Annotated in this window: 31 protein-coding genes; 18 read left to right on the top strand and 13 right to left on the bottom strand. The window is 33.5% G+C overall.

Annotated elements, in window-relative coordinates:
• Window position 1 precedes the first annotated feature (1 nt).
• The 5 genes from O5636_RS02970 to O5636_RS02950 form a co-directional block, all read right to left on the bottom strand.
• Window positions 2–463, bottom strand: coding sequence for a serine hydroxymethyltransferase (locus O5636_RS02970; RefSeq protein WP_269623137.1), 462 nt, complete (start codon window positions 461–463; stop codon window positions 2–4).
• Window positions 464–527: 64 nt separating this feature from the next.
• Entirely contained in the window at window positions 528–1,796 is a 1,269-nt protein-coding gene (locus O5636_RS02965) for a Y-family DNA polymerase (protein WP_269623136.1), read from the bottom strand.
• Window positions 1,797–1,804: 8 nt separating this feature from the next.
• The gene (locus tag O5636_RS02960) at window positions 1,805–2,251 is read right to left on the bottom strand and encodes a LexA family protein (protein WP_269623135.1); all 447 of its coding nucleotides are present in this window, start codon (window positions 2,249–2,251) and stop codon (window positions 1,805–1,807) included.
• Window positions 2,252–2,323: 72 nt separating this feature from the next.
• Complete coding sequence (locus tag O5636_RS02955; protein WP_269623134.1) at window positions 2,324–2,761, bottom strand: 23S rRNA (pseudouridine(1915)-N(3))-methyltransferase RlmH; 438 nt, start codon at window positions 2,759–2,761, stop codon at window positions 2,324–2,326.
• A 31-nt stretch (window positions 2,762–2,792) separates the two neighbouring features.
• Window positions 2,793–3,176: a hypothetical protein gene (locus O5636_RS02950; RefSeq protein WP_269623133.1), complete on the bottom strand. Its 384-nt coding sequence runs from the start codon at window positions 3,174–3,176 to the stop codon at window positions 2,793–2,795.
• A gap of 142 nt (window positions 3,177–3,318) precedes the next feature.
• Between O5636_RS02950 and rsmA the strand changes: the two genes are divergently transcribed.
• The 6 genes from rsmA to secF all read left to right on the top strand — a co-directional run bounded on the left by rsmA (window position 3,319) and on the right by secF (window position 9,117).
• The gene (gene rsmA / locus O5636_RS02945) at window positions 3,319–4,161 is read left to right on the top strand and encodes a 16S rRNA (adenine(1518)-N(6)/adenine(1519)-N(6))-dimethyltransferase RsmA (RefSeq protein WP_269623132.1); all 843 of its coding nucleotides are present in this window, start codon (window positions 3,319–3,321) and stop codon (window positions 4,159–4,161) included.
• Window positions 4,151–5,110, top strand: a complete 960-nt coding sequence (ispE, locus tag O5636_RS02940) for a 4-(cytidine 5'-diphospho)-2-C-methyl-D-erythritol kinase (RefSeq protein WP_269623131.1) — start codon at window positions 4,151–4,153, stop codon at window positions 5,108–5,110. The genes rsmA and ispE overlap by 11 nt, the downstream gene beginning before the upstream one ends.
• A complete protein-coding gene (locus O5636_RS02935) occupies window positions 5,101–5,463 on the top strand; it encodes a DUF3082 domain-containing protein (RefSeq protein WP_269623130.1) in 363 nt (120 codons plus the stop codon). The genes ispE and O5636_RS02935 overlap by 10 nt, the downstream gene beginning before the upstream one ends.
• A 207-nt stretch (window positions 5,464–5,670) precedes the next feature.
• Window positions 5,671–6,654: an alpha-ketoacid dehydrogenase subunit beta gene (locus O5636_RS02930; RefSeq protein WP_269623129.1), complete on the top strand. Its 984-nt coding sequence runs from the start codon at window positions 5,671–5,673 to the stop codon at window positions 6,652–6,654.
• Between the two features lie 3 nt (window positions 6,655–6,657).
• Window positions 6,658–8,142 (top strand): protein translocase subunit SecD, encoded by a 1,485-nt coding sequence (gene secD / locus O5636_RS02925; protein ID WP_269623128.1) that lies wholly within the window; start codon window positions 6,658–6,660, stop codon window positions 8,140–8,142.
• Window positions 8,143–9,117, top strand: a complete 975-nt coding sequence (gene secF, locus O5636_RS02920; protein WP_269623127.1) for a protein translocase subunit SecF — start codon at window positions 8,143–8,145, stop codon at window positions 9,115–9,117.
• A gap of 246 nt (window positions 9,118–9,363) precedes the next feature.
• Here secF and O5636_RS02915 read toward each other — a convergent pair whose 3' ends face one another.
• The 3 genes from O5636_RS02915 to mnmH all read right to left on the bottom strand — a co-directional run bounded on the left by O5636_RS02915 (window position 9,364) and on the right by mnmH (window position 11,902).
• Entirely contained in the window at window positions 9,364–10,431 is a 1,068-nt protein-coding gene (locus tag O5636_RS02915; protein WP_269623126.1) for an AI-2E family transporter, read from the bottom strand.
• A gap of 9 nt (window positions 10,432–10,440) precedes the next feature.
• Window positions 10,441–10,794, bottom strand: a complete 354-nt coding sequence (psb28, locus tag O5636_RS02910) for a photosystem II reaction center protein Psb28 (RefSeq protein WP_269623125.1) — start codon at window positions 10,792–10,794, stop codon at window positions 10,441–10,443.
• 64 nt (window positions 10,795–10,858) lie between these two features.
• Window positions 10,859–11,902 carry a tRNA 2-selenouridine(34) synthase MnmH gene (gene mnmH, locus O5636_RS02905; protein ID WP_269623124.1) on the bottom strand — a complete coding sequence of 348 codons (1,044 nt, stop codon included), beginning with the start codon at window positions 11,900–11,902 and terminating at the stop codon, window positions 10,859–10,861.
• A gap of 36 nt (window positions 11,903–11,938) precedes the next feature.
• Here mnmH and O5636_RS02900 point away from each other — a divergent pair, with 36 nt between their 5' ends.
• Window positions 11,939–12,664 carry a GUN4 domain-containing protein gene (locus O5636_RS02900; RefSeq protein WP_269623123.1) on the top strand — a complete coding sequence of 242 codons (726 nt, stop codon included), beginning with the start codon at window positions 11,939–11,941 and terminating at the stop codon, window positions 12,662–12,664.
• Window positions 12,654–13,091 carry an ATP-binding protein gene (locus O5636_RS02895; protein ID WP_269623122.1) on the top strand — a complete coding sequence of 146 codons (438 nt, stop codon included), beginning with the start codon at window positions 12,654–12,656 and terminating at the stop codon, window positions 13,089–13,091. The genes O5636_RS02900 and O5636_RS02895 overlap by 11 nt, the downstream gene beginning before the upstream one ends.
• Here the strand turns inward: O5636_RS02895 and O5636_RS02890 are convergent.
• Both O5636_RS02890 and O5636_RS02885 read right to left on the bottom strand, forming a co-directional pair.
• Complete coding sequence (locus tag O5636_RS02890) at window positions 13,063–13,317, bottom strand: DUF6439 family protein (RefSeq protein ID WP_269623121.1); 255 nt, start codon at window positions 13,315–13,317, stop codon at window positions 13,063–13,065. The two genes, O5636_RS02895 and O5636_RS02890, sit on opposite strands and share 29 nt — an antisense overlap.
• Window positions 13,318–13,321: 4 nt before the next feature.
• Window positions 13,322–14,053 carry a DUF1350 family protein gene (locus O5636_RS02885; protein WP_269623120.1) on the bottom strand — a complete coding sequence of 244 codons (732 nt, stop codon included), beginning with the start codon at window positions 14,051–14,053 and terminating at the stop codon, window positions 13,322–13,324.
• Between the two features lie 131 nt (window positions 14,054–14,184).
• Between O5636_RS02885 and O5636_RS02880 the strand changes: the two genes are divergently transcribed.
• From O5636_RS02880 to O5636_RS02845, 8 genes are all read left to right on the top strand, one after another.
• Window positions 14,185–14,922, top strand: a complete 738-nt coding sequence (locus O5636_RS02880; protein WP_269623119.1) for a 3'-5' exonuclease — start codon at window positions 14,185–14,187, stop codon at window positions 14,920–14,922.
• Window positions 14,923–15,056: 134 nt separating this feature from the next.
• Window positions 15,057–15,293, top strand: coding sequence for a hypothetical protein (locus O5636_RS02875; protein WP_269623118.1), 237 nt, complete (start codon window positions 15,057–15,059; stop codon window positions 15,291–15,293).
• Window positions 15,294–15,470: 177 nt separating this feature from the next.
• On the top strand, window positions 15,471–16,736 hold the full coding sequence (gene hisS / locus O5636_RS02870) for a histidine--tRNA ligase (protein WP_269623117.1): 1,266 nt from the start codon (window positions 15,471–15,473) through the stop codon (window positions 16,734–16,736).
• A gap of 271 nt (window positions 16,737–17,007) precedes the next feature.
• Window positions 17,008–17,358, top strand: coding sequence for a TIGR02450 family Trp-rich protein (locus tag O5636_RS02865; protein WP_269623116.1), 351 nt, complete (start codon window positions 17,008–17,010; stop codon window positions 17,356–17,358).
• A 70-nt stretch (window positions 17,359–17,428) separates the two neighbouring features.
• Window positions 17,429–17,668: a hypothetical protein gene (locus O5636_RS02860; RefSeq protein WP_269623115.1), complete on the top strand. Its 240-nt coding sequence runs from the start codon at window positions 17,429–17,431 to the stop codon at window positions 17,666–17,668.
• A gap of 646 nt (window positions 17,669–18,314) precedes the next feature.
• A complete protein-coding gene (locus tag O5636_RS02855; protein WP_269623114.1) occupies window positions 18,315–19,370 on the top strand; it encodes a chlorophyll a/b binding light-harvesting protein in 1,056 nt (351 codons plus the stop codon).
• 156 nt (window positions 19,371–19,526) lie between these two features.
• Window positions 19,527–20,915 carry a sodium/glutamate symporter gene (locus O5636_RS02850; protein WP_269623113.1) on the top strand — a complete coding sequence of 463 codons (1,389 nt, stop codon included), beginning with the start codon at window positions 19,527–19,529 and terminating at the stop codon, window positions 20,913–20,915.
• Window positions 20,916–20,962: 47 nt separating this feature from the next.
• On the top strand, window positions 20,963–21,223 hold the full coding sequence (locus O5636_RS02845) for a hypothetical protein (RefSeq protein ID WP_269623112.1): 261 nt from the start codon (window positions 20,963–20,965) through the stop codon (window positions 21,221–21,223).
• Between the two features lie 30 nt (window positions 21,224–21,253).
• Here the strand turns inward: O5636_RS02845 and O5636_RS02840 are convergent, their stop codons facing one another.
• Window positions 21,254–21,958 carry a glutathione S-transferase N-terminal domain-containing protein gene (locus O5636_RS02840; RefSeq protein WP_269623111.1) on the bottom strand — a complete coding sequence of 235 codons (705 nt, stop codon included), beginning with the start codon at window positions 21,956–21,958 and terminating at the stop codon, window positions 21,254–21,256.
• Window positions 21,959–22,039: 81 nt separating this feature from the next.
• Between O5636_RS02840 and O5636_RS02835 the strand changes: the two genes are divergently transcribed.
• Together O5636_RS02835 and O5636_RS02830 are read left to right on the top strand one after the other, a co-directional pair.
• A complete protein-coding gene (locus O5636_RS02835) occupies window positions 22,040–22,582 on the top strand; it encodes a GIY-YIG nuclease family protein (RefSeq protein ID WP_269623110.1) in 543 nt (180 codons plus the stop codon).
• A gap of 100 nt (window positions 22,583–22,682) precedes the next feature.
• Window positions 22,683–22,955, top strand: a complete 273-nt coding sequence (locus O5636_RS02830) for a hypothetical protein (RefSeq protein ID WP_269623109.1) — start codon at window positions 22,683–22,685, stop codon at window positions 22,953–22,955.
• Window positions 22,956–22,985: 30 nt separating this feature from the next.
• On the opposite strand, the gene O5636_RS02825 is transcribed toward O5636_RS02830, so the two are convergent.
• Together O5636_RS02825 and crtL are read right to left on the bottom strand one after the other, a co-directional pair.
• Entirely contained in the window at window positions 22,986–23,693 is a 708-nt protein-coding gene (locus O5636_RS02825) for an SDR family NAD(P)-dependent oxidoreductase (RefSeq protein ID WP_269623108.1), read from the bottom strand.
• A gap of 2 nt (window positions 23,694–23,695) precedes the next feature.
• Window positions 23,696–24,979 (bottom strand): lycopene beta cyclase, encoded by a 1,284-nt coding sequence (crtL, locus tag O5636_RS02820; RefSeq protein ID WP_269623107.1) that lies wholly within the window; start codon window positions 24,977–24,979, stop codon window positions 23,696–23,698.
• Window positions 24,980–25,193: the final 214 nt, after the last annotated feature.

Genomic DNA, 25,193 nt, shown 5'->3' with positions numbered 1-25,193 from the left:
GTTAAAAACAAAACCTTTTTAAAGCAGATATTATTTTCCTTGGGTTGTCTTCCATTGAATAAGCTTCATACTCTAATTCTGGATTACCTACTAATTGAACGGAAGCTCTTAAAGCATTTAGTTTGTAAGGGCTTATTTCTTGGCCTTTACTGCTATTAATTAAATTATCATCATTACATTCCTGAGCAATATGTACAGATTCGTGCCTTAATGCTCTTCTTATCATTAGACCAGTTTTGAAAGACCCCCCGGTTGCATTGTCCTTAGCAAAATTGTAGCCACCATAGTCTTTAGCATTTTTTGTACATATGACTACTATCTTTTCCTTTTTTTTTAAAAAACCAAAGAATTTATTATCTATAAGACATAAAGGACTGTTCTCTACTATCTTGTAATTAGCTTTTTGAATTAAGTCTAATATTTTTTCTTCTTTTGAGTTAAGAAATATAAGGAATTCCAACATGTTGTTTGCAATCTTGATATTTGCTTGTACTTATAATACTTGATCTTATTGCTTTTATAGAAAGTCATGCGATTACAATGGGAATTTCTTTAAAACGTGTTGTTGCTGAAGCACTCAAATGTTTACGACACATTTCCCAATCTTTATTTGCCCCACATATTGCCCAATTGATTGTATTTTGTCCATAGCGTTTGTTTAGCCTATCAATTACCTTCATTAGGCATTCTTGCCTTAATTTATGTTCAGCACTATATTTTGAAAATAAATTTAGCTGAAGAGAGTCCTCACTTAGAAGGTTCTGCATGATTACACCTGCTTTCATTAGTAAGCGATTAGAATGAAATATTTGTTTTGTTAGATTAAGACTCGCAGATAAAAGTAGTTGCGTATCATTGCTAGCTATATTTAGATGTTGACTTGCTGATTGACTATAAAATGTTGATGTATAATGGCTAGTGCGAGTAAATATGGTAATAGTGTTGGCTTGTAATTTCTGACTTCTTAATTTTTGACTTGCACGTATTGTGTGAATTGCTATGGCCTGACGCAAATCTTTTATATTAGTTATAGGGTGGCTAAAGCTTCTGCTAACACAGATTTCTTTCTTTGCTATCGGTTTTGTTGAGAGTTCTAGACATGTTTTTCCTTTTAATTCATGTTGTAAACGTATACCTGTTATGCCAAACTTCGTTTTTAGTAAATTTTTTGGCATGTCTCGAAATTGCTTAACATTATTAACTCCTTGTGATCGACACCAGTACGCTAATTTTTTCCCAACCCCCCAAACATTTTCTATTGCAATCTTTTCAAGCCAATCATCTTGATTAACAGCTACCTCCAAATCAAATATACCCGCATAATCTGACATTGTTTTAGCTATATAGTTTGCTAGTTTTGCTTGGCTTTTTGTTGAGCCAATTCCGATGGCTATTGGTAGACTTAAGTTTTGGTAGATTAATTCACGTAATTGTTGTGCCCAAAATTTGAGATCGTGATTAGAAGGTCTCTGTACTTTTACAAATGCTTCGTCAATTGAATAAACCTCTACTTCTTCACAGTTAGCTTTTATGAGATTCATTAAGCGTTGACTCATGTCACCATATAGTGCGTAGTTTGAGCTTCTTATTTCAACATCAAGTGTTTTGAGCTTATGACGTATTTTGAAATATGCCTGTCCCATTGAGATGCCAAGTTGCCTTGCAGCAGCATTTCGGGCGATGATGCAACTATCATTATTTGACAAGACTACTAATGGTCGGCCATGTGTTGATGGATCGATGCTTTGTTCGCATGCAGCATAAAAATTATTACTATCAATTAGTGCTATTGCCATAAATCCTTTTAGTTACTTATATGGCCCAGGCTATGAATAGAATATATTGCTACTCCCCAAATTTGGACATTGTCGTGATGACGTAAATCAATTGATGGATAATTAGGGTGTTCTGCTTCTAGGTAGGGAATCCCTTTTTGATAAGTTAATTTTTTCAGAGTAAAAGATCCATCAATTATTGCCACTACAATTCGGCCTGGTTTTGGATCTAGACTACGATCAACGATTAATAGATCCCCATCTAATATCCCTGCATTGCTCATTGATTGACCTTTTACTCGAAGGAAAAAGGTGCTTGATGGATGGCGTATTAATTCCTCATTTAAGTCAATACCTATATCAATGTAGTCATCAGCGGGTGAAGGAAAGCCTGCTTCGATATGCTCTTGCATTAAAGGAAAGACTTTTTTTGACCTCTCAAGCTGGGAAGGGCTTACTCCTTGGACAAAAAGCATAGCTTAATCAGTACTCATGTACTAGTATAGTATATGTGTAGGTCTTCGTGTGGTTGTGCGCTACTAGTTGACTTATTCCCTGTGATAAGGGCCCCTGTTGGCAATAGTTGTTGCTCTATATATTTGCTCTAAAAGTAAAAACCTTGCTATCTCATGAGGGAAAGTCATGGGAGAGATGCTAAAGCAATAATGAGCAAGGCTCTTGATGTCAGGTGATAAGCCATCAGGGCCTCCAATAATAAAGGCAATACGTTGGGATCCAAGCTTTTGTAGCCGATTTGAAAAAGCAATAGAAGTTAAAGACTCACCTTCTTCGCTAAGAGCAATTAATAATTCATCCTGCTTTAGTGAAGAGCGAATAGCTTGTGCTTCTTTATTGATATTGCTGTCTTTTATTTCAGTAATTAATAAACCAGGAAGCCTTTTTATGTAAAGATTAAGAGCAGTTTGTATCCATGACTTACGAATTTTTCCTACAGCAATAATTCGATACCGAGATGGGTTGAACACTATTTATTAGAAATGTTGAAAAAAGAGAACATTAGTCTTCTTCTAGAAGCAATCTTTCAAAAGAAATATAAAGGTCATCTTTTTGAGAAAGTTGCTTGGGTTGTTTTTCCTTAGGAATATGAGGACTGATTTCAGAAGAAGTATTTGACTTATTAGTTTGATGTTTTAAGTGTTGTGGTGTTTCTGAATGCAGTAACTCAGTTTGCTTTAGACGATTAATTAAGTGAGGGGGGATTGTGCCGTCGGAGCTGGCTTTAATTAACTCTCTGAAGAGTTTTTGAGGGTTTAGTTCAGTTTCAATGGGATGCTGTTTTGAGGCTTTTTCTTTAGAGCTACTTTTAGGAGTTGCTAGTGACTTAGGTAGTTTACGTCCTAAATCACGTAGACGTTCAAGACTGTGAGAGTCAAAGGCCATTTGTTATAGGTATATGTGCTTTGAAGAGTTAGAATGGTTTTTATTGTATTTGAAAATCAATCAATTAATTAAGTGTATGGATATTTCGCTAATAATTTCATTGCTGTTTTGAGCTTTAAGCGATTTCTGTAAGGAGAAAAACATGTCGTTTTCAGGGCATTCACCACGCAAGAGATTTGGCCAGCATTGGCTTAAAGATGAAAGTATTTTAGAGAAAATTATCGAAGCAGCTGATCTGAAGTCACTTGACAGAGTCTTAGAGATAGGCCCTGGTCGTGGAGCTCTTACTAAAAAATTGATTGAGTCAAGTGTTGAATTGATACATGGAATTGAATTGGATGTTGATTTGGTTGTTGGATTGAGGAAACGCTTTGAAAATGAGTCTCGATTTACTTTGCAAGAGGGGGATGTCTTATCAATTTCATTAAAACCGCCAGATGGAAAACAATTGAATAAAGTTGTAGCAAATATTCCTTACAACATCACATCACCTCTATTAGGAAGGCTAATTGGTCGTTTAGGTTCACCTCCAGAGATGAAATATCACCGTCTAGTGCTTCTTTTGCAAAAAGAAGTTGCTCAGAGAATAGTTTCTTTACCTGGCAAGAGTAATTTTAGCGCTATGAGTGTAAGACTTCAATTATTAGCAAAGTGCCGCAGTGTTTGTGAGGTCCCTCCAAGATGTTTTACTCCTTCTCCAAAAGTTTACTCACAGGTAATTGCTTTAGACCCATTGAATGAAACTGAGAGATTGGATTATAAACTGGAAAAGAAAATAGACTTTTTATTGAGAAGAGCATTTTCATCTAGAAGAAAAAAATTGAAAAATACATTAATAGGTATATGTCCATTAAATAAATTGGAAACAATTGCTGAATCTCAAGGGTTTAGTCTTAATGAAAGGCCTCAAGAGATTTCACCAAAACTTTGGGTGGGATTAGCAAAGGGCATAGAAAAATTGGAGTTGGCTGAAAATGAGCACTAATAATTCCTATAAAACATTTGATACTTCTTTAAAAGTTATTGCGCCTGCAAAAGTGAATTTGCATTTAGAAATCCTTGGACTTCGTAAAGACGGCTTTCATGAGCTAGCTATGTTGATGCAGAGTATCGATCTTTTTGATGAAATTGAATTTTTTAAAACTACTAATAGTGAAATTAAATTAAGTTGTGATAATCCAAACTTAAGTCTAAATGATGATAATTTAATTATTAAAGCGGCAAAATTAATACGACGAGTTTCTAATAATGAACAATTAGGGGTTGAGATTTATCTGAAAAAGAATATTCCAATTGGGGCAGGACTTGCAGGTGGATCTAGTGATGGAGCTGCTGTGCTGTTAGGACTTAATGAGTTGTGGCAACTTGGTCTTTCTATTAAACAATTAGAAGAATTATCAGCAGAACTGGGTTCGGATGTTCCTTTTTGTTTGAGAGGTGGAACTCAATTTTGTTTTGGGAGAGGAGAATTAGTAGAGCCAGTATCGCAAGGGGATGATTCTATGGCAGTCATCCTTGTAAAGGACCCTAAAACATCAGTTTCGACTCCTTGGGCTTATTCAAGGTATAAGGAACTTAATAGCACTAATTATTTGAATTTAGAAAAAGATTTTGAAGTTAGGCGGAAATTTCTTAGAGAGGTTTCTTGGATTAATCCATTAACTTCTTTAAATCCACCACCATTAAAAAATGATCTTCAGAAAGTTATAGAACCTATTACCCCAGCAGTAAGAAATGGTTTGCATTTCCTTTCTTCTCTTAATGGTGTTCTTTCATTAGCTATGAGTGGATCAGGACCAAGTTGTTTTGCTGTTTTTGCTAACTTAGATTCAGCTCAAATAGAATTTAAAAAGAATCAGAAAAAGCTAGAATCTCTAGGCTTTAATGGTTGGTGTTGTTCTTTTAGGTCTAAGGGGGTTACATTATGTCTTTGAATGACCCTAGTCAAAAAGATATTAATTCAGGCTCTGAGGAAAATTTAAAGGAAGTTACTGCCGAAAATAATCAGCAACCCAAAAAAGGACCATTGAGCTTTTTATCAGGAGCTTTAACAAGCATCTTGTTTGCTTGGGTTTGTTTGCTTTTGAGTAAAAAAGTTGTTATTTATTTCACATTGCATTCTCCTCATTATAGCGCTCCAATTGCGCAGAGTATTGCTTCAGCTATGAAAACATTAGCTATAGGCATGTGTTTTTTGGCTACTTTTACATTTGCTTTTATTGGTATAGGCCTGACGATTGTATTTATTCGAAGTTTATTCTCTGTCAAGGCTGCTCTGGATGATTAGTCTTTAATAATAGATTCCTTTTTACTCTGCTAAAGGAGGTAAATTCAATGACTCTTCATGATCTTGGATTACTAGTTTTGCTCTTGAGTCCTGGCATGTTGTTATCAGTGTTGATTCTTTCTACATTTGCAGCAGGCGGATAATAGGGCACACTTTGTTATAGCTTGGCTTAATTAAGCCGGCTTAGCCGGAATTCCATAAAAAACTGTGGCAGGGACACTTCTATTTAACGCTCTTCGTGAAGCCATAGATGAAGAAATGGCAAGAGATCCTCATGTTTGCGTGATGGGCGAGGATGTTGGCCAGTATGGAGGATCTTATAAAGTCACGAAGGATTTATACGAAAAGTATGGAGAGCTAAGAGTTTTAGACACTCCAATTGCAGAGAATAGTTTTACAGGAATGGCTGTTGGCGCAGCTATGACTGGTTTAAGGCCAATAGTTGAGGGTATGAATATGGGTTTTTTGCTTTTAGCCTTTAATCAGATTTCAAATAATATGGGGATGTTGCGCTATACGAGCGGTGGAAACTTTACAATTCCAACAGTAGTTCGAGGTCCTGGTGGTGTAGGTAGGCAGCTAGGTGCAGAGCATAGTCAAAGGCTAGAGGCTTATTTTCATGCTGTTCCTGGTATAAAAATAGTTGCCTGCAGTACTCCAACTAATGCAAAGGGGTTAATGAAAGCTGCAATTAGAGATAATAATCCGGTTTTGTTTTTTGAGCATGTACTTCTCTATAACCTTTCAGAAGAAGTTCCTCAAGGTGATTATTTATGTGCGCTTGACCAAGCTGATTTAGTTAAAGAAGGCAAAGATATAACAATACTTACTTACTCCAGAATGCGTCATCATTGTTTGAAAGCTGTAGAACAATTAGATGAAAAAGGCATTGATATTGAGTTGATTGACCTTATAAGTCTTAAACCATTTGATCTGGAAACTATTAGTCGCTCAATTAAAAAAACTCATAGAGTTATTATTGTTGAAGAATGTATGAAAACAGGCGGTATTGGTGCAGAATTAATTGCTTTAATTAATGATAATTGCTTTGATTACCTTGATTGCCGACCAATAAGACTTTCTAGTCAAGATATTCCTACACCTTACAATGGACAGCTAGAAAATCTAACAATTATTCAGCCTCATCAGATTGTTGAGGCAGCTGAACAAATTGTTAATTCGGAGGTCTAACTAATGGCACGGCAGCAAGGTTGGTTTGCCTTATTACTTGCATTAGTTATTTCTGCATTTTTGTTATGTATCAAATTACCTTTTCAATTAGGATTAGATCTTAGAGGAGGGAGCCAATTGACTCTTGAAGTCCAATCTTTGCAACCATCTACCCCTGTTACATCAGATCAACTAGAGGCAGTTCAAACAGTTTTGGATAGGCGAGTAAATGGTTTAGGAGTCTCAGAGTCATCTCTTCAAACTATTGGAACAAATCAGCTTGTTTTAGAACTCCCTGGAGAGCAAGAGCCATCCAAGGCCGCCAGGATTTTAGGCAAAACTGCATTGCTGGAATTTAGAGCACAGAAGCCAGGTACGAAAGAAGCTATGCAGCGACTACAAAGATTTAGGAATCAAGTAAAAAATATTAGTTTATTATATGAGAAAAATAAGAATGAAAAACTAGATCTTTCAGATAAATCATTTCAGTCGAAACAGATTACTGATTTAAGAAAAGCTCTAAATATAAAATCTGATTCGCTGATTGATCAACGGCAATTAGATGAGATTAAAAAGAAGATAGATGATGAAATAGTTATGTTATTCGAGCCTTCTTTTTTAACTGGTAGTGATTTAATAAGTGCTGGAAGACGTCAGGAACAAAATCTATCTAGCTGGGAAGTTACACTTTCTTTTAATCAAGATGGTGGAGATAAATTTGCAAAACTAACTAAATCTATAGCTGGATCAGATAGATTGCTTGGAATAATTTTAGATGGGGAATCAATTAGTGAAGCATCAGTAGGGGAGCAATTCAAAGTTGCAGGTATAACAGGGGGCTCAGCAACTATTAGTGGGAATTTTAATGCGGACTCGGCAAGGGAACTTGAGGTCCAGCTTAGAGGAGGGTCGTTGCCGTTACCTGTAAAAATTATTCAAGTTAGAACTATTGGACCAACTCTTGGTGCTGAGAATATTAGGAGAAGTTTAATTGCTTCTCTATCTGGATTATTCCTGGTTGCAATATTTATGCTTGTTTTTTATAGATTAGCTGGATTTGTTGCTATTATTGCACTTTCTTTTTACTCTCTTTTTAATATAGCTGTTTATGCACTTTTGCCTGTAACGTTAACATTGCCCGGGATAGCAGGGTTTATATTAAGTATTGGTATGGCAGTAGATGCAAATGTTCTTATATTTGAGAGAGTTAAAGATGAATTACGAAGAGGTAATACTTTGATTAGATCTATTGAAACTGGTTTTTCCCAAGCCTTTTCATCAATAATAGATGGACATTTTACGACTCTGATAAGTTGTCTATCATTGTTTTATTTGGGAACTGGTTTCGTCAAAGGCTTTGCAGCTACTTTAGGCATTGGAGTATTTATTAGTTTATTTACAGCTTTAAGTTGTACGCGAGTACTGCTTAAGTTTTTTATGAGTTATAAATCCCTAAGGAGAGCAACTAATTTCATTCCTTCTAATCAATTACCTTCTCAATTAATATAAATGGAAGTCCCACAGATCAAATCTAACAAAATTAATAATCAAAATTTTTTTAGTCTTTCAAGACAGAGATATAAAGTATGGACAATTTCTGGTTTTGCGATACTTATAAGTCTTATAGGTTTAATTTCATCATGGCTGAATCCATCAATAGGATTACCTTTAAGAGCTGGTCTTGATTTTACTGGTGGAACTCAAATAAGGCTCGAGAGAAAATGTCAAAAGGAATGTGGTTTGATATCTACAATTAGCATTAGTAATGCTCTGAATGATATTTCAGATTCGAATGAAGGAATACCATATCAAAAGCTTGATGGAGCTAGAATTCAATTTCTTGATGGATATAAATCACTGCTTATTAGAACCCCAACCTTATCAGCCTTTGAAAGTAAGAAAGTTATAGATTCAGTAGTTAATATCGCAGGGCCTTTTGATGAAGGAGGTCAGTCTATAGAAACTATTGGCCCAACATTAGGAAAAAAGCTCTTGAGAACTAGCTTGATTTCTTTGTTAGTTGCATTCTTATTAATTTCTACTTATATATCTATAAGATTTGATAGGAAATATGCTTTTTTAGCATTATTAGCTCTTTCACATGACGTTATAATAGTTTGTGGGGTTTTTGCTTGGCTTGGTATTTTTCAAAATATAGAGGTTAATAGTCTCTTTGCTGTAGCATTATTAACTATTGCTGGATATTCAGTTAATGATACTGTTGTCGTTTTTGATAGAGTACGTGAAATTAATAGAAGTAAAATTAATTTATCTTTAAAACAGAAAATTGATCTTGCTGTATCTGCAACATTAACAAGAACACTTTATACAACAGGAACTACTTTGTTACCTCTTTTAGCATTGATCTTTTTTGGTGGAACGACTCTTTATTGGTTTGCCATAGCATTAGCGCTTGGAGTTATAGTCGGAAGTTGGTCTAGTATTGCCTTAGCTCCTTCTTTACTTTCTCTAAGTAATGATTAATGGGTTAAAAAGAATAAATAGATTTAAATTTAAGGTTTTTAATAAAGATCCAAGTTCATTTTGGATGGCATTTATTTTGATTTGCTTTTCATTATGGGAACTGCGTATTGAAATTAAATTGTTAATTGAGAATTTTACTTTAGTAGGATTTTTTTATGCAATATATAATCACCCCCTCCCTTTTATTGTTTTATTTATGATACCAAGGCTTTTTAAAGACTAAATTTAAAGATATCATAATCAAACTCATGCAATCTTTTTCTTGTCTAAAACATCATGAATTAAAATTTCCTTTATTAAAACTTGTAAAATAACTGCTAATGGCAAAGAAAGCAATAATCCTATTGGACCAAAGATAACGGTAAAAATAAACTGAGCAGATAAAGTAAGAGCTGGTAATAACTTGACTTGATAGTGCATTACTGATGGCGTAATTGCATAACTTTCTATATTTTGAATAGTTATATATGCAATAAGGATTGCAATAGATTTCCAGGGTGCATCTAATAGTGCTACTGATATAGGGAAGATAGTACTAATAGTTGGTCCTATATTTGGAATGATATTTAATATGCCTGCAATTAATGCATTAGCGAAAACAAGTTTTATTCCTAGTAAGTATAATGAAATCCCAGCTAATAAAGCTACAAATGAAGAGCTAATTATTACTCCTACCATCCAATTGCTTAAAGCTTGACCACATTCATTAAGTATATGTCTTGCTCTTCTTCTATAGAAAGATGGCGTTAACTGTATAATAATCTCTCTATATGCGTCAGGTTGAAAAGCAATCATCAAGCTTATTGAAAATACAAAGATTATCTGAACTATACCTAGACCTAAATTACCTGCTATATTTAACAACCTTTTAATACTATCAGTAATACCATTTGCTAATGCACCCCCGTCAGGTAGAGGAGTAAATTCCTTAAAAATAAAATCATTATTTGTAATGATTTCTGAATTGTTTCCATAAATAATTTCAGATAACTTTTTAATAAAATCTATTATTATTTCTAAAAGTGCCTTTACTGCAGATGGAAGTTGAATTATCAATTGTTGAAATTCTTTTGTGAATTGGGGAATTACAATTATCATTGCAATAGTTAATATCAATATTACACTTGTTAAAGATATAAATAAACAAAACTGTCGTGAGATAGGAATTATTTTTGCAACTCTACCTGTTAATGTACATAGAGCCATAGCAATTATTACTCCAGCAAATATTAAAATTAAAACTTCCTTTAGGCTCCAAAATAGAAAGCCTATTGTGATTAAAAATATTAAGTTTAGCCAATATGAAAATTTCAATTTACTTTTTTATTTTTCCGAATAACCCATTCCATTTTTCTCTGCGTATCGTTGAGCAAATCGCATAAACCTTTGAAAATCAGTTTCGTTTTTCCAAACATATGTTGCTTCTATTGCACTTGGAACTCCATTCAAAAAACGTGCTTTTACCTCTCTTGTATTTAACTCTCCTTCTTCATCTATCATTTTCATTCCCTTGATTTCACCATCTTTTACAGAAGAAAGTGCATTTGGCTCTTCAAAAGTAAAAAAAGCTTGACCTGTTTTTCCATCTCGACTTCTAGTTAATCTTATTTCTGGAACAACAGGCTCACTAATTCCATTTAAAAATTGAATTGTCGCATTGTTGTTTTTGCTAGTCATTTTTCTTGAGCGACTTGAATTAAATATTACTTATATTGTGAGTTAAAACGTGACCTATGACTTACTAGTAAACATATCCTAGCCTTATCAATTTTTCAGCAGAAGCTTTATGACTTAATCCTGAGATGTCAATTGACTCTCGTTTATTTTTTTTATTTAGTTCATAGTCATAGCATTTGTCGTAATAAGAAAGCATTGCTAAGCATGCTTCTTCCCATGATTGGCTTTGAATTGATTCCAGTGCTTTTTTCGTTCGTTGAGGTCCTAGGCGTTTTTGGATTCTTAATGTTGCTTCTTGAAGATCTTTTTTAGAATGATGACTGTATTCATTGATTAGGTTTTCAAGCCTTTCTTCTTTACTTCTCGTGATCTCGACCAATTCTGCTTGTTGCATTTGCTTGTAAAAGTTATTGGGAATTCTGCATTTACCAAGACTGGCACTTTCGGCTTCTAGCCAAATCCCTTTAGGAGAATTTTTGCTTAGGAGATAAAGAGAGTTAGCTAGTAAGTTTTCAAAATGCTCAGTACTTGGTTGGGGAGGTAGTCCAAGGCCACCAAAACTGCTTCCTTTGTGAATTGCTAATCCTTCTAAATCGATTGTTGAAATACCCATTTTTGATAAGGATAAAAGTAGAGAGGTTTTCCCAGTGCCTGTTTTTCCACCGATGAGTTTTAAAGGCCATTCTTTTTCAAATTGCTTAAGTGCCCATTTCCTGTAATCTTTATAACCACCACTTAATAAAATTGGTTTTAGGCCTAATGCGTTTGCTAGCCAGCCTATGCTTGAAGATCTAAGCCCTCCGCGCCAACAATAAATCCTTAGATTAGATTTATTTGATTCTTTGCTTATTTGTTCAAGCTGTTTTTTAAGGGATTTAAGCTTAGGTTTTGTTATCTCAAGACCTAAATAGATAGCTTTTTCTCGACCTTTTTGTTTATATGTTGTTCCAATTAATATTCTCTCTTCATTATTAAACAATGGCATATTAATTGCGTTTGGCCAATGACCTTGTAGAAATTCCTTTGGGCTACGTACATCAATTATTGGCCCTTCATTGGTTTGAAAAATCTCGAGAGAATATGATATTGGGAGTCCAATGCCTGACATAGTGGAATGAAGTGACTATGAGAAAGGTCGTTCGTTATGCCATCAGAAACAGCTGATTCAAACATTATGCCAATTGAAGAGTTACTTGAAAAATTTTCAATAGGTTCTTTAAGACAACGGCGTCGTTTTATCAACCCTATTGAGGAGCGCTCTTCAGAATTGACAAAACTTGGGGATACTTTATTAGAGAGTTTTGATAAGGAAGGTGATAATTGGTCTGCTGGTTGGATTTTACAGGTTTTGCAAAGGCATCAAAAAGAATTTCTTTCTGAAATCCTTAACAAAAATTCTTTAGGGTGGTTTAAAGCTCCTTCAGGGAAAGGAATAGACTATGGCCCTTTGCAGCTAAGTCTTCTTGAAGAGCGATTTGAAGATGCAGATCGGATTACAACATCAAGTTTAAGAGAGCTTGCTGGTCCTAATGCATTAGAACGCGGATATGTATATTTCAGTGAGGTTGAGTCCATAGATGGGATTGATTTGACTACTTTAGATCGATTATGGATTGCGTATTCTCAGGGAAGATTTGGTTTCTCTGCACAAGCAAGACTTCTTGATTCTTTTGATGGCCGATATGAAATGCTTTGGCCACGTATAGGTTGGAAAACAGATGGTGTTTGGACTAGGTATCCAAAATCTTTTAATTGGTCTCTTGAAGCTCCTGAAGGGCATATGCCTTTAGTAAATCAGTTGCGAGGAGTTCGATTGATGGATGCTTATTTAAATCATCCAGCTATAAAGTCTCGTTGTAATGAGAAATGAAAAACAATTATTTCGATGGGCTGATTTTATTATCCCTTCTACTCTTAAATTAAGTGCTCATATTCATTTGATCCAAGGAAAGGTTGAATGCAAGCAAAAAAGAGAATTTATTGAGTTAGGACTGCATGAAGCATTAGTGAATGCAGTTCGGCATGGGAATTTAGGAGATCCTAAAAAAAAATTAAGAGTGAGAAGAATCATTACTCCTAATTGGGTTGTTTGGCAGATTCAAGATCAAGGGTTAGGCATACCTTCTTATGAAAGAATATTTTCCTTACCTTCAGAAATTGATGCAGAAAGTGGGAGAGGTTTGTTTCTAATACATGAATGTTTTGATGATGTCCGTTGGAGTCGAAAAGGTAACAGATTGCAAATTGCTTCTAAGAGAACTGATCAGCCTAATGCGATGGGCATCCTGGATCTTTGATTTCTTCTCTGATCCAACGTAAAGATTGTTCTATAAGAGATTCAATATCATCTTCTTTCCCATTATTAATCACTTGAGATAAAGCACTTGCTAGTAGCTCAGCAGTCCTTCTATGTTTATTTGTTTTATATTTATGCCAATTCGTGTTATCCAATGCTAGTTGAAAATGAAGCTCTTGCATTGTTTTCTTTGTATCTTCTGGCCAAAGGTTGGTTTGAGATTTCATTCAATTAACCTTGTTTAAATTCATATATTGTATCAATGATATCTTGTAAACAGTCTTCTTGCTCATATTCAAAATTAGCACTTTTAGTTGAAAATACTTCTTTTATTCCAGTACCAATAGGTGATAAATGATCACCCTTGATTTCAATAATTTTAGAAGAATCATTAATTCTCTTTTTTAAATGACTTAGGAGTAATTCGCTTTGATCAAGCTTGTCAGCATTAAATTTAATTAACAGGTTATTTGCTTGAATATATTTATTGCTAATTAGAGACATTGTTTGATCTGGGTTAGGACTAAATTCAGTTTCAATGTTGAATTTTCTTTTTAATTTTCTGAGCATTGGAATTGATCGATCTGCTTTGAAATTGTTAAAACTTATTGAAACTAAGAATTCGCTTTTTCTTCCTCCATCTGGAGCTAGTAAATGTAATTTGCAGCCTAAGCTATGGCCTAATCTAATTGGGTTAAATAGTTTTCCAACTCTTGACTCAAGAATTTCTCTGCACTCTCTTAGATTTCTCCAAGCCTGATTAGATTGTTCTTGATGATCAAAATTAGGAATATAACTCCATGCATGGATAGCATTGTTTTTTTTAGCCAACCTCTCAAGAAGTTTTTTGTAGCTTATATGAGGTGATGTTGCCAAATAGCTTCCTCCTATCATTTCTATTAATGCTGTTGGGTTAGCAGGCCATTTGCACCATGTTTGATTAATGCGTCTCCATTTAGTCATTATTTATTTGAGAAAAGGTATTAAATAAAGAGTTTTAGAAAAAAGTATTTAATATAGTTTATTAACATGAGGTTTTTGTGAAGTTGGAAAATTCTGATGAGTATCTACAATAACTTGAGATTCAATTGAGGATGCAGAAAGAACTCGATTTTATTAACACATCTCAAATTGCAGAAAAGTTGTCTTCACCATTATTTATTTTGATAATTGATACTGAGACAACTGGGCTTGACTCAGAACAAGATCAATGTATTGAAGTTGGTGCTGTACTCTTTCATGTTGCAAGTAGATCTGTTATTGCTCAGAATTCATTTTTAATTCCTTCTAATAGTAATGCTGCTGAATCAATTAATAGGATTTCCCCAGAAGTTACAAAATTGACTGAATCTTGGAAAGATGGACTTACCTATTTTAATTCTTTGCTTGAGAGTGCGGATGTTGTTCTTGCGCATAACGCATCTTTTGATAAAAAATGGTTTGGGAAATACCCCCTTCCAGATATTTTAAAACCATGGATTTGTTCTATGGAAGATATACCCTGGCCATCAGACCTTCACCTTAGAGCAAGACCTTCGGTAAAAGATCTTGCGCTTGCATATGAAGTTCCTGTTTGGAGTGCTCATAGAGCTTTAACTGATTGTATTTATTTAGTTGAGGTTCTTAGAAGATGTACAAATTTAGAAGATCTTTTAGAACAGGCGCTTGAGCCAAGAAGATTAATGAGGGCAGATATCTCTTATGAAGAAAGACATTTGGCAAAGAAAGCTGGATTTCAATGGAATGAACCTATTCGAGGTGCCTGGACTCGCCGCCTTAGTGAAAGAGAGATTATGAAACTTCCTTTCCCTGTAAATGAAATCCAATTTTAATTAAGAAAATGGTTTTTCCTCATAGTCATATATTTCCTTTATATCTTTGAAATGACTAGGGGGATTTGTTTGGTATTGGATTTTTTCTGCCAGGCTGTATGTGAGGTGTTTTGCTTAGATTCAAAAAATAGAAAATGCTTTTAAAACGACAAAAAATAATAAGAAGTTTACGCCATTGGCAGCAGGTTCGAAGTTGGGCAAGATTAATAAGAGAAGCAGAAAGCCTTTGGCATGTAGAAGAAAAAGAAATCAAAAGATTAGGAGCTTTAGAATTATCGCAATTACTTGAAGAAGTTCCTCCTTCTTATCGACGAAGAGTAAATCTTTGGTTGATTAAATATTCAGTAGCTACCAGATTAGGTGGTAATTAAACAAAAACGAAAAATTTTATTAGTGAATTAACTCATTTTTCAGTATTTTTATTAGTTTCATCATTAATATATTTGAGGATACTCGACTTTCATTCATGGGGTTAATTGATTTATATTAAAGATAGATTGATTAAACCGTTGATCAATGAGGCACAATAAATCTAGTTGGATTTGCTATTGACTAATTTTCAAACACTACGAGGAATGCCTGATCTCTTGCCATCGCAAACTGAGTGTTGGCAAAAAGTTGAGGATCTGGCTAGAAATCATTTTCTTAGAGCTGGCCTTAAAGAAATAAGGACACCTCTTCTAGAGCAAACTGAATTATTTAATAGAGGGATTGGTGAAAACACAGATGTGGTTGGTAAGGAAATGTATTCATTTTTAGATAGAGGTAATAGGCCTTGTACTCTTAGACCTGAAGGAACTGCTTCAGTTGTAAGAGCAGTTATTCAGAATGGTTTGTTAAACCAAGGAGCGCAACGCCTTTGGTATAACGGCCCTATGTTTAGATATGAACGTCCTCAAGCAGGAAGACAACGTCAATTTCACCAGATAGGAGTTGAGTTTTTCGGATTATCTTCTGTAAGAAGTGATGCTGAGATTATAACTATTGCTTGGGATTTTTTAAATGAACTTGGAATTCAAGGACTTAGTCTTCAAATAAATACTTTGGGAACTATGGATGATCGAAAAAAGTACCGTAAGGAATTAGTTACATGGCTTGAAAACGTATTTGATTTCCTTGATGAAGATTCTCAAAGAAAATTGAAAAGCAATCCATTAAGAATATTAGATAGTAAAAATCCAAAGATACAGGAAATGTTAGATGAGGCTCCTGTCCTTATGGATTATTTAAGTAATGAAAGTGAACAGAGGTTTTTAAAATTACAATCAATATTATCTAAGTTGAAAATACCATTTCAACTTAATCTGAAGTTAGTTAGGGGGCTTGATTATTATTGCCACACAGCCTTTGAAATTATTAGTGATCAATTAGGCGCACAAGCTACTGTATGTGGAGGAGGAAGATATGACACACTAGTTGAACAATTAGGTGGTATTTCTACACCTTCTATTGGATGGGCAATAGGCATGGAAAGATTATTAATTCTTTTAGGCGATGACTTTTCAACTAAAACATCAACAGATGTTTATATCATTAATAGAGGAGAAGATGTCTATATTAATGCATTAGTCTTGGCAAGAGAAATAAGACTTGCAAATTTTTCTGTAGAATTAGATTATTCTGGTTCGGCGATTTCAAAACAATTTAAAAGAGCAAATAAATCGTCTGCTTCTTGGGTGATTATTTTAGGGGAAAATGATTTATCAAATGATGAGGTTAGAATTAAGAGTCTTAATACAAAGCATGAAAATATTAAGCAACATATTTCGAAAATAACAGATATTAATTATATTATTAATATTATCAGCTTATAAATTTCTGCAATATTTACTTAAGCAAAATTAAGTTCCATGAATCACCTTCTAATTATTATTGTTAGCTTAACTATAGCTTTATTTCTCATTAAAAGGTTGCTTATCCTAAGAAAGATTTATTTACCTAATAAAGGAATTTCTATTTATAAATGGATGAAGATTGACCGTGGTAATAGATTTAAAATTGATCAAAAGGAAAAAATAAGAATTATGAAAAAAAAGAATAGGCTAATTAATGATATAAGAAAAGAATATAAATCTCTTAAAAAGGATGAAAAATAATCTTTTACATTGGCCTCCTCCAAAAGCCTGGACAAGCATTGTTCTTGTTAAAGGATTTAGGCATTTTGTAGCTTTTAATTACTCTCCCCGTCAAAAAGAGGCCTTGGTTTATTTGGTTTCGGTCATTGATGGTGACATAAGACTTCAAGTATCATTTGAAGAATTAAGTAATAAAATGTTATGGCTTCAAGGGTGGCATGATTTTGATGATAAGGATGTTGTAATAGAACATAGCTCTAAAAAAACTAGAAAAATCAATATAAATACACATCTTGACCCATCTCGAGATTCCGGTTTAACCATGCCAATTGAAATAGCTGAAATTAGACCTTGGTTTTAAATTCCTTTTTGTAGAGGTACTTTCAAAATGCGAGTTTATGCGTTAATAAAGAAATAATGCTTTTAAGAAAATGTCTTCAAATAAATGGCTTGAAGAAAGTGAAGCAAGTAAGGAGCTAGGAGTAAGTGAAAAGACTTTGAAGTATTGGAGAGAGGTAGGATATTTAAAGGCAGGTACGCATTGGCGAAGCGCTCCTGATTCTAATTCAAAACCTTGGAATCCTATAGTTATTTATCGTTTAAATTGGTGTATGGAAATTATTGAGTACTGGCGATCTAGAGATGTACCAATGAATGATTTAGCAGCATAAATTTAACCTTAAGCTAAGTTTTTACTTTATAGAATTAACCCCTTTTATTGATAATCAATTAAATATAGCTAATAAAGCCTTGCTTTCTAGGTTGCTAAAGTTTTAATCAATTAATATATAGTTTATAAAAACCTAATTAAGTTTACTAGCCTGTTTTATTATTATAAAAGTAGCAAATTGGCTTAGCTTATTATATTATCAGGTAGATTTGGTATAAAATTCTTAAAGAATGAGATCATAAACCATAAGATTAAAATGTTACCTAGCATGGCTAAAGCAAATCTAAGTCTCATATCTTTTACTAAAGGGAGAATTATCTCCCATAATTTTAAAAACATCTTTTCAATCTCATAAGAATTAATTTCTATATATTAACTCATTCTTAACGGCTTTTGGGAGTCTTGATTTTTTCTAGTACCTCTTCTTAAAAGGCTTAAATTCCATTATGTCGAATTTTAGTAATGTTCTTTTACAATCTGGAAGTAGATTCTATGGATTTTATATTTGAAAATCGCTTTTTTAAGGCAATAGATTTATTATGGTTTTAGCTTAAAGACTTACACAATGTAAAAGGTGTTGATTTATTCCACTTTATTATCTCCTTTTTAGTTAGTCTCACTGCGCTTTCCCACCTTCTTGCAATCTAATGCAGACCTATGGAAATCCAGACGTCACCTACGGGTGGTGGGCTGGTAATTCTGGGGTCACCAACCGCTCAGGAAAATTCATTGCTGCTCATGCCGCTCATACCGGCTTGATAGCTTTCTGGGCTGGTGCCTTCACACTTTTTGAATTAGCTAGATTTGACCCTTCAGTGCCTATGGGTCATCAACCTTTAATTGCACTGCCTCATTTGGCTGCACTTGGTATAGGTTTTGATGAGACAGGAACCTTTGTTGGTGGAACTACAGTTACATCAATAGCAATTGTTCACCTTATTCTTTCCATGGTTTATGGAGCTGGTGGACTTCTGCATTCTCTTTTATTCCCTGGAGATATGCAGGATTCAGAGGTAGCTCAGGCAAGGAAATTCAAACTCGAATGGGATAACCCTGATAATCAGACATTTATTTTGGGACATCACCTTATCTTTCTGGGTGTAGCCAATATTCAGTTTGTTGAATGGGCAAGAATACACGGTATATGGGATGCAGCAGCAGGCTCTATCCGTCAGGTTGAATACAACCTAAATCTTGCTTCAATATGGAATCATCAGTTTGATTTTCTTTCAATAAATAACTTGGAAGATGTTATGGGCGGCCACGCTTTCTTAGCATTTTTCATGATTACTGGTGGTGCTTTCCATATTGCTACTAAGCAAGTTGGTGAATACACCAAGTTTAAGGGTTCTGGTCTTCTTTCAGCTGAAGCAGTACTTTCATGGTCTCTTGCTGGTATTGGCTGGATGGCAATAGTTGCTGCCTTCTGGTGTGCGACAAATACAACAGTTTATCCAGTAGATTTCTTTGGTGAAGTCTTAGATCTCAAATTCGGAGTTGCCCCTTATTGGGTTGATACTGTTGAGCTAGCAAATGGGGCTCATACCTCTAGAGCTTGGCTAACTAATGTTCACTATTATCTAGGATTCTTCTATATCCAAGGTCATTTGTGGCATGCTCTTCGTGCAATGGGATTTGACTTCAAGCGAGTAACTGGTGCTATTGGCAATATCGATACAGCTACAGTCTCTTTAAACGATTGATATTATCTCAGCCTTTTATTTTATTAAAAGTCTGAGCTTAAACAAAAGGCTCCCTACTAACTTGGGAGCCTTTTTTATTTATAGTTGGTTAAAATTTTAACTAATTTCTAAGGTCTATTGATCTTTTCTCACGGAGTATTCTTAGAAATTAAGTATATGAAAGAATTTCATCAGTTGTTAGGAAAAGTTATTTTTTCAGATTCTGCTTCAACATTAATAATTTCTTTTGGTGTCTTATTTATTTTTGCAAGTTTATTCATTATCGGAAGAAGATTTAAATCAGCCTTGAGGCTCGAAAGACTAGGTATACCAATATCAATTCTTGTAGGAACATTTGCTCTTTTGATAGGCCCTTATGGCCCTTACCCTCTTTTGCCACAAACAATTACTGATGTATGGATAAGACTTCCTACGCCGCTTCTAACGCTTGTTTTTGCAACTTTAATGCTTGGGAAACCTTTACCTAAAGGCAGCTCATTATGGCAACCTGTTGCATCTCAAGCTCTCTTAGGACTTCTTTTGGGTTTTGGACAATATTTGATAGGTGGTATTGCAGTTTTAATTTTCCTAAGCCCTGTATTAGATGTCGATCCATTAATGGGATGTTTAATTGAAATTGGATTTGAAGGAGGTCATGGTGCGGCAGCAATTATGGGAAATAGTTTTGAAAAGATTGGGTTTAGTCAAGGTCTGGATTTAGGATTGGCGATGGCCACAGTAGGACTTTTATCCTCAACCTTGATTGGCAGTGGATTAGTTGTATTAGGCAGGTCACTTGGATGGATTTCTAGCATAAATAATCAAAATAATATTGAAGACGATCTTATTTCAGGTGATCAAATATCTATTTATTCTCAAATAAGGCAATTAGCTATTAATATTGCTTTTGTTGGACTTGCAGTTCTCTTTGGTATAACTCTTTTGAGTTGCTTAAGACAATTAGGAAGTTATTTAGGAGGTCAATTTTATGAAGTTAGTTCTATATTCCCTGTTTTCCCATTGGCCTTAATTGGATCATTGTTTATCCGATTCTTTTTAGAAAAGTTTGATAAAACAGAATTTGTTTCTGAAATATTACAAAGAGAGATAGGAATTCTTTCTACGGATTTACTTATCACTACAGCAATGGCTGGTCTTAATTTGCCATTGCTATTGCAAGATTGGTTGCCAATATCAATACTTGCTTTAAGTGGGTTAATTTGGAATTTGCTAGGAATGTTTTTATTTGCAAGAATATTATTTAAGGATAAATGGTTTGAAAGATCAATAATTGAATTTGGTAATGCAACTGGAGTTGCAGCTAGTGGAATACTTTTGCTCCGTTTGGCTGATCCTAAAGATGATACAAATACGTTGCCCATATTTTCAATAAAACAATTATTTCTTCAACCATTACTTTCAGGTGGATTAATAACAGTTATAGCACCACTTTATATACTAAAATTAGGCTTAACTGGGTGGACAGAATTATGCGGTGTTTTGACAATAGCATTCATTTTGCTTGCAATGATTCTTCAAAATAAACTTGAGCAAGATATCGCTTAGTAAGCTGTATGCATTAAAATATTAAATTAACTTAATTCACTAATTATATGATTAGATCAAATTTTCAACAAGACGTTCCTCCTCAGGAGTCAAGAGAAAAATGGTTTAAAAGTCATCTGCTTGCCAGAGAAGTGGAACTTAAAGAACTTTATGAGATGCCTCAATCAGAACTTGATTTGCTTATGGCAGAGACAGCTGAGTTAAGAAGTGACTTAGGCAATAGAGAAAGAAATATAGGTAAGTACTGTACTGCCGGCTATTTTTTAGAATTGGCTCGAATAATTGATAAAAGAAGATTAGAGAACTAACAAATTTATATTTTATAGAAGTATATTTACTTATTCTGAAGGAAATAGAACTTCCTTAGATTCTCTATTCCAAAATTTATACTTTTTCATCAATACGGAAAATAATTTATGATTTAAATAAAAATCTAACCAGACTTTTAAATATTTAAATTTTATATTGTTATCAAAATATTCTTGGTTAACTAATCTAAATTGACGAACAAATGGCCATAGGGAATAATCTGCAATGCTTTCTTTGTCACCTATAAGCCAAGCCTTTGAATTCTTCTTAGAGGATTTACCTAATCTTTCATTCCATTCTTGAAGGATTTTTTCTGATTCAATTAGATGCTCTTTGGGATTACAGTTTGGAAATCTATTGGGATATTTATAACGATCTAGATGAAATTTAAATATGAGATCATTTTGATTTAATAATAAATTGATTTCTTGTTGATATGGATGTTTTTGCTTTATAAGACCATTTTTGATTCTTATTATGTTATCTGCCCAATAAATAATATCAATACTTTCATTTAGTATTACACCTGACTCTAAAACTAATAAAGGAACAGTAGAGTTTTTAGAATTATTAATTAGTTCAATAGGCTTATCTTTAAGATTCACTTCACGTAATATTACTTGTTGATCAGCTTTTAGCAAGGCCCATCTAGCTCGCATGGCATAGGGACATCTTCGGAAAGAATATAAAATGTTATTTATAGGCTTTTCATTATTTTTCTTAGTTATTGACATGGTCTTTTAGTCAATTATAATAGTAAAAATTATTATAGTTAACTATTTCATTTCCCAGCTTGCCAGGCTAAGCGTTTATGTATGTCAGCTTTTGTTTACTTGATAAAGAAGGACGGCTTTTATAGAATAGGTCAAGTTAAGGATATTGATAGACAGTTAAAGAAATTAAACCCAGATAAGATAATAGAAACAATCGAATTAAAATATCCAAATGGATTTGAAGCTAGACTTTTAAGACGATATCAAAAATCTAGATTGCCAGATACTTCTTACTTTATCTTTTCAGAAAAACAATTAATTGACTGCAAGAAACAGTTTAGTGTTAAAGGAAAGTTACCTCAAACTATTGGTGCTGACTTTACTATAGCTTTAACAGGATCTATATTTTTATTTATCTTATTTATGTTTGTTCTTTTTCAAATTAAATTAAATTTATTATATTCTTTCTCCATAGCCTTAACTTTTGCCACTTTCCCAATGTGGTTTTTAGTTCTTTTTGGAGATTTTGGAGGTTACTATTGTGATGACCTCCCACTTTTCTCTTCGTGGCCAAATAGAATCAGAGCTTTAGGGATAGCTAGTTTATTGTCTATTTCTTCTTATTTGATCTTTAGATTTACATGATTCGTTTTTTTCTGAATTAATAAAAACTATTACTTTTCCCTTGATATATTTTAAGAGCCATAGATCATAAAAATAACCATTTATACTATTTTAATTAAAGATGCATATTTTAATTAATACATTAAATGTTTCTACTTATCTCAAGCTTCTAGAACCATTACAGCAACAACTTTCAGGAGTATATTCAACCGCTACATTAATAATCACAATTCTTTTGATTTTATGGGTTATTAATATTGTTTTAGGGTTTATTTCAAGAGTATTTGCTTTAGGTAAAACTTTTGGCACTATTTATAGAAAATTTTTCCACAAATATCTTAGGGCTTTTATTTATACTATATTAAATATATTTTCTAAAAAAACTTTAGTTTAAATTTAATTTTATAATCAATTTTAGTAGATTTTATATTTCTAGATTGCAATTAATGGATAATTCAAAAGGTATACAAGTATTTGATAGCTCTAATAACCTAGACACTATTAATGCTAGTTCTTTTGGTTGTGTCATATCTTCTCTTTGAATATGAGTAAGATTATTTGCCATATCAGTATTTACCCAACTCGGACAAATTGCTGTAACCCTAAGACCATACTCCCAGCCTTCATTCCTAATTGTTTGACATAAACCCATGAGTGCAAATTTGCTAGCTGTATAACCAGCTAGTTTCCCTTTAGATCTTTTCCCACTCATAGATACAAGTACAATTATTCTGGAATTATTATTTTTTATCAAATATTTCCATGCAGCTTTTGTTAATAACCATGGACCCATTAAATTTACCTTCAAGAGTTCTTCAATATCCTTTTCTTCCCCAGTTTTAAAATTAAATTCTGTAGGTTTAAATATACCAGCACAATGAATTAATGTATCTATTTTACCAAAAGTTCTATTTGTATTACTTATCCAGTTAGATATACTTGAATTATTATTTGATTCATATTTATTCACTAATAGGCTATTAGCTTTTAGATTACCCTCACTAATTTCATAATCCTTAAAGCTTTTTATATTTCTTACACCGATACTTACATTATGACCATCTTCAATAGCCCTTTTTGCAATGCATCTTCCTATTCCTCTTGATGCACCACTTATAAGAATATTCCTCACTTCTAAATTCCTGGCTTAACAAATCTCCATAATAATCTTATTTCCCTACCCTTCATTTCTAACAAACCCCACTTAACATTTAAAGGAGCTTTTTTGAACATACTCCACATAGCATTAATAAGTTCATTTACAGTTAAGGTATTAGTTAGAAATCCATACCATTGTTTATTCGGTAGTGAAAAGAAACATGTGAAAAAATCTCTCAATTGAATTTCTTCAAACCTCATTAGTTTTTCTAAACCAAAGTGGTATAGGGCTTGCTTTCTGCGTAAGTTTTTAGGCCATAATGTTTCCCAGCCTATTTTTGCAATATCTGATGGTGTATTTGATTTATTTCTTAGAGCAATCGCAAGTTCTTTAGCTAAATGAGGAGCTCTTCGAAGAAGTCCCCCTACAAGATACCCTGATGCTGGATGAACCATGCCTGCTGAACCGCCAAAACCAAGTATTGATTGATTTAAGTTTGGGATTGGTATATTCATAGGCAAAAAAACTCCTAATTCTTCATGATCAACTTTCTTTATTTGTATGTTTCTGTGTTTAAGTCTTGTTATTAACCTAGATTTTAGTGTTGATAATTCTACTGGAGGGCTTAGCCCTAATGATGTTTCTTCTAAGAAAAACTTACCATCACCAAAATCCATTGCATATAAAAATGTAGGAGGTTCTTCCTTTTCTTTTGCTGTTAAATGATTACTTCTGTAATCCATCAGGATGAATTGATCCTTTTCTAAAGGTGCTTCTGAAAATTCTCCAACTATTCCATAACAAGTTTGAACAGCAATTTCACCATGATTAGGTCTTTCTAAAAATACTGATTTATACCCAGTCGCATCAATTATTAATTTGGCAATATGTTTTTCTCCATTAGATGTAGTTACTATGCTGTTGCTTTTACTAATCTCTAGAGCAGTTGCTTCACCTTTATTCCATTTTACAGAAGACTGTTGGCATAAATCTAACCAATAGGATTGGAGCTTTTCTTTGTCAAAAAGACCATAATCACGATTATGGGGCGTTGCTTTATTCTTGGTAGATGAATCTTTTGTGGATCCCTCACCAAGAAAACTAACTGTTTTAGACCATCGATATTTGAGTAAATTAGAAAGTCCTAATTCATCTACTTCTTCACCCCATATTCCATAGGTATATGGCCAAGGTTCATTTGGATCATTTTTAGAAAGAACACTAACATTTAAATTCTCTTGTCCTAGCGCTGAGGCAATTGCTAGAGCTCCAGGACCGCTTCCCAAAACCAATACATCCATTGGCGTATTAATTTTCATTGAAGCTATTAAACTTGACTCCTAAAATATAAGATTTTCTTAGCGTTACAAAACTATAGGCAGCTATTAGCATGATCAGATACTTTTATAAGCTTTTCTACAATAGCCTTTTATATCAAAAGAAATTTAGTAAAAAGAATTTTATTAACCCAATGTTGCCATTTTTTAGAAATGTAACGATTTTGTTAAATTGATTTACTATGGCAGATTTTTC

The organism is Prochlorococcus marinus str. MIT 0918 (genome assembly GCF_027359415.1).
Classification (GTDB): domain Bacteria; phylum Cyanobacteriota; class Cyanobacteriia; order PCC-6307; family Cyanobiaceae; genus Prochlorococcus_E; species Prochlorococcus_E marinus_C.
The sequence above is the reverse complement of the archived record's forward strand: the minus strand, read 5'-3'. Positions and strand labels throughout refer to the sequence as shown.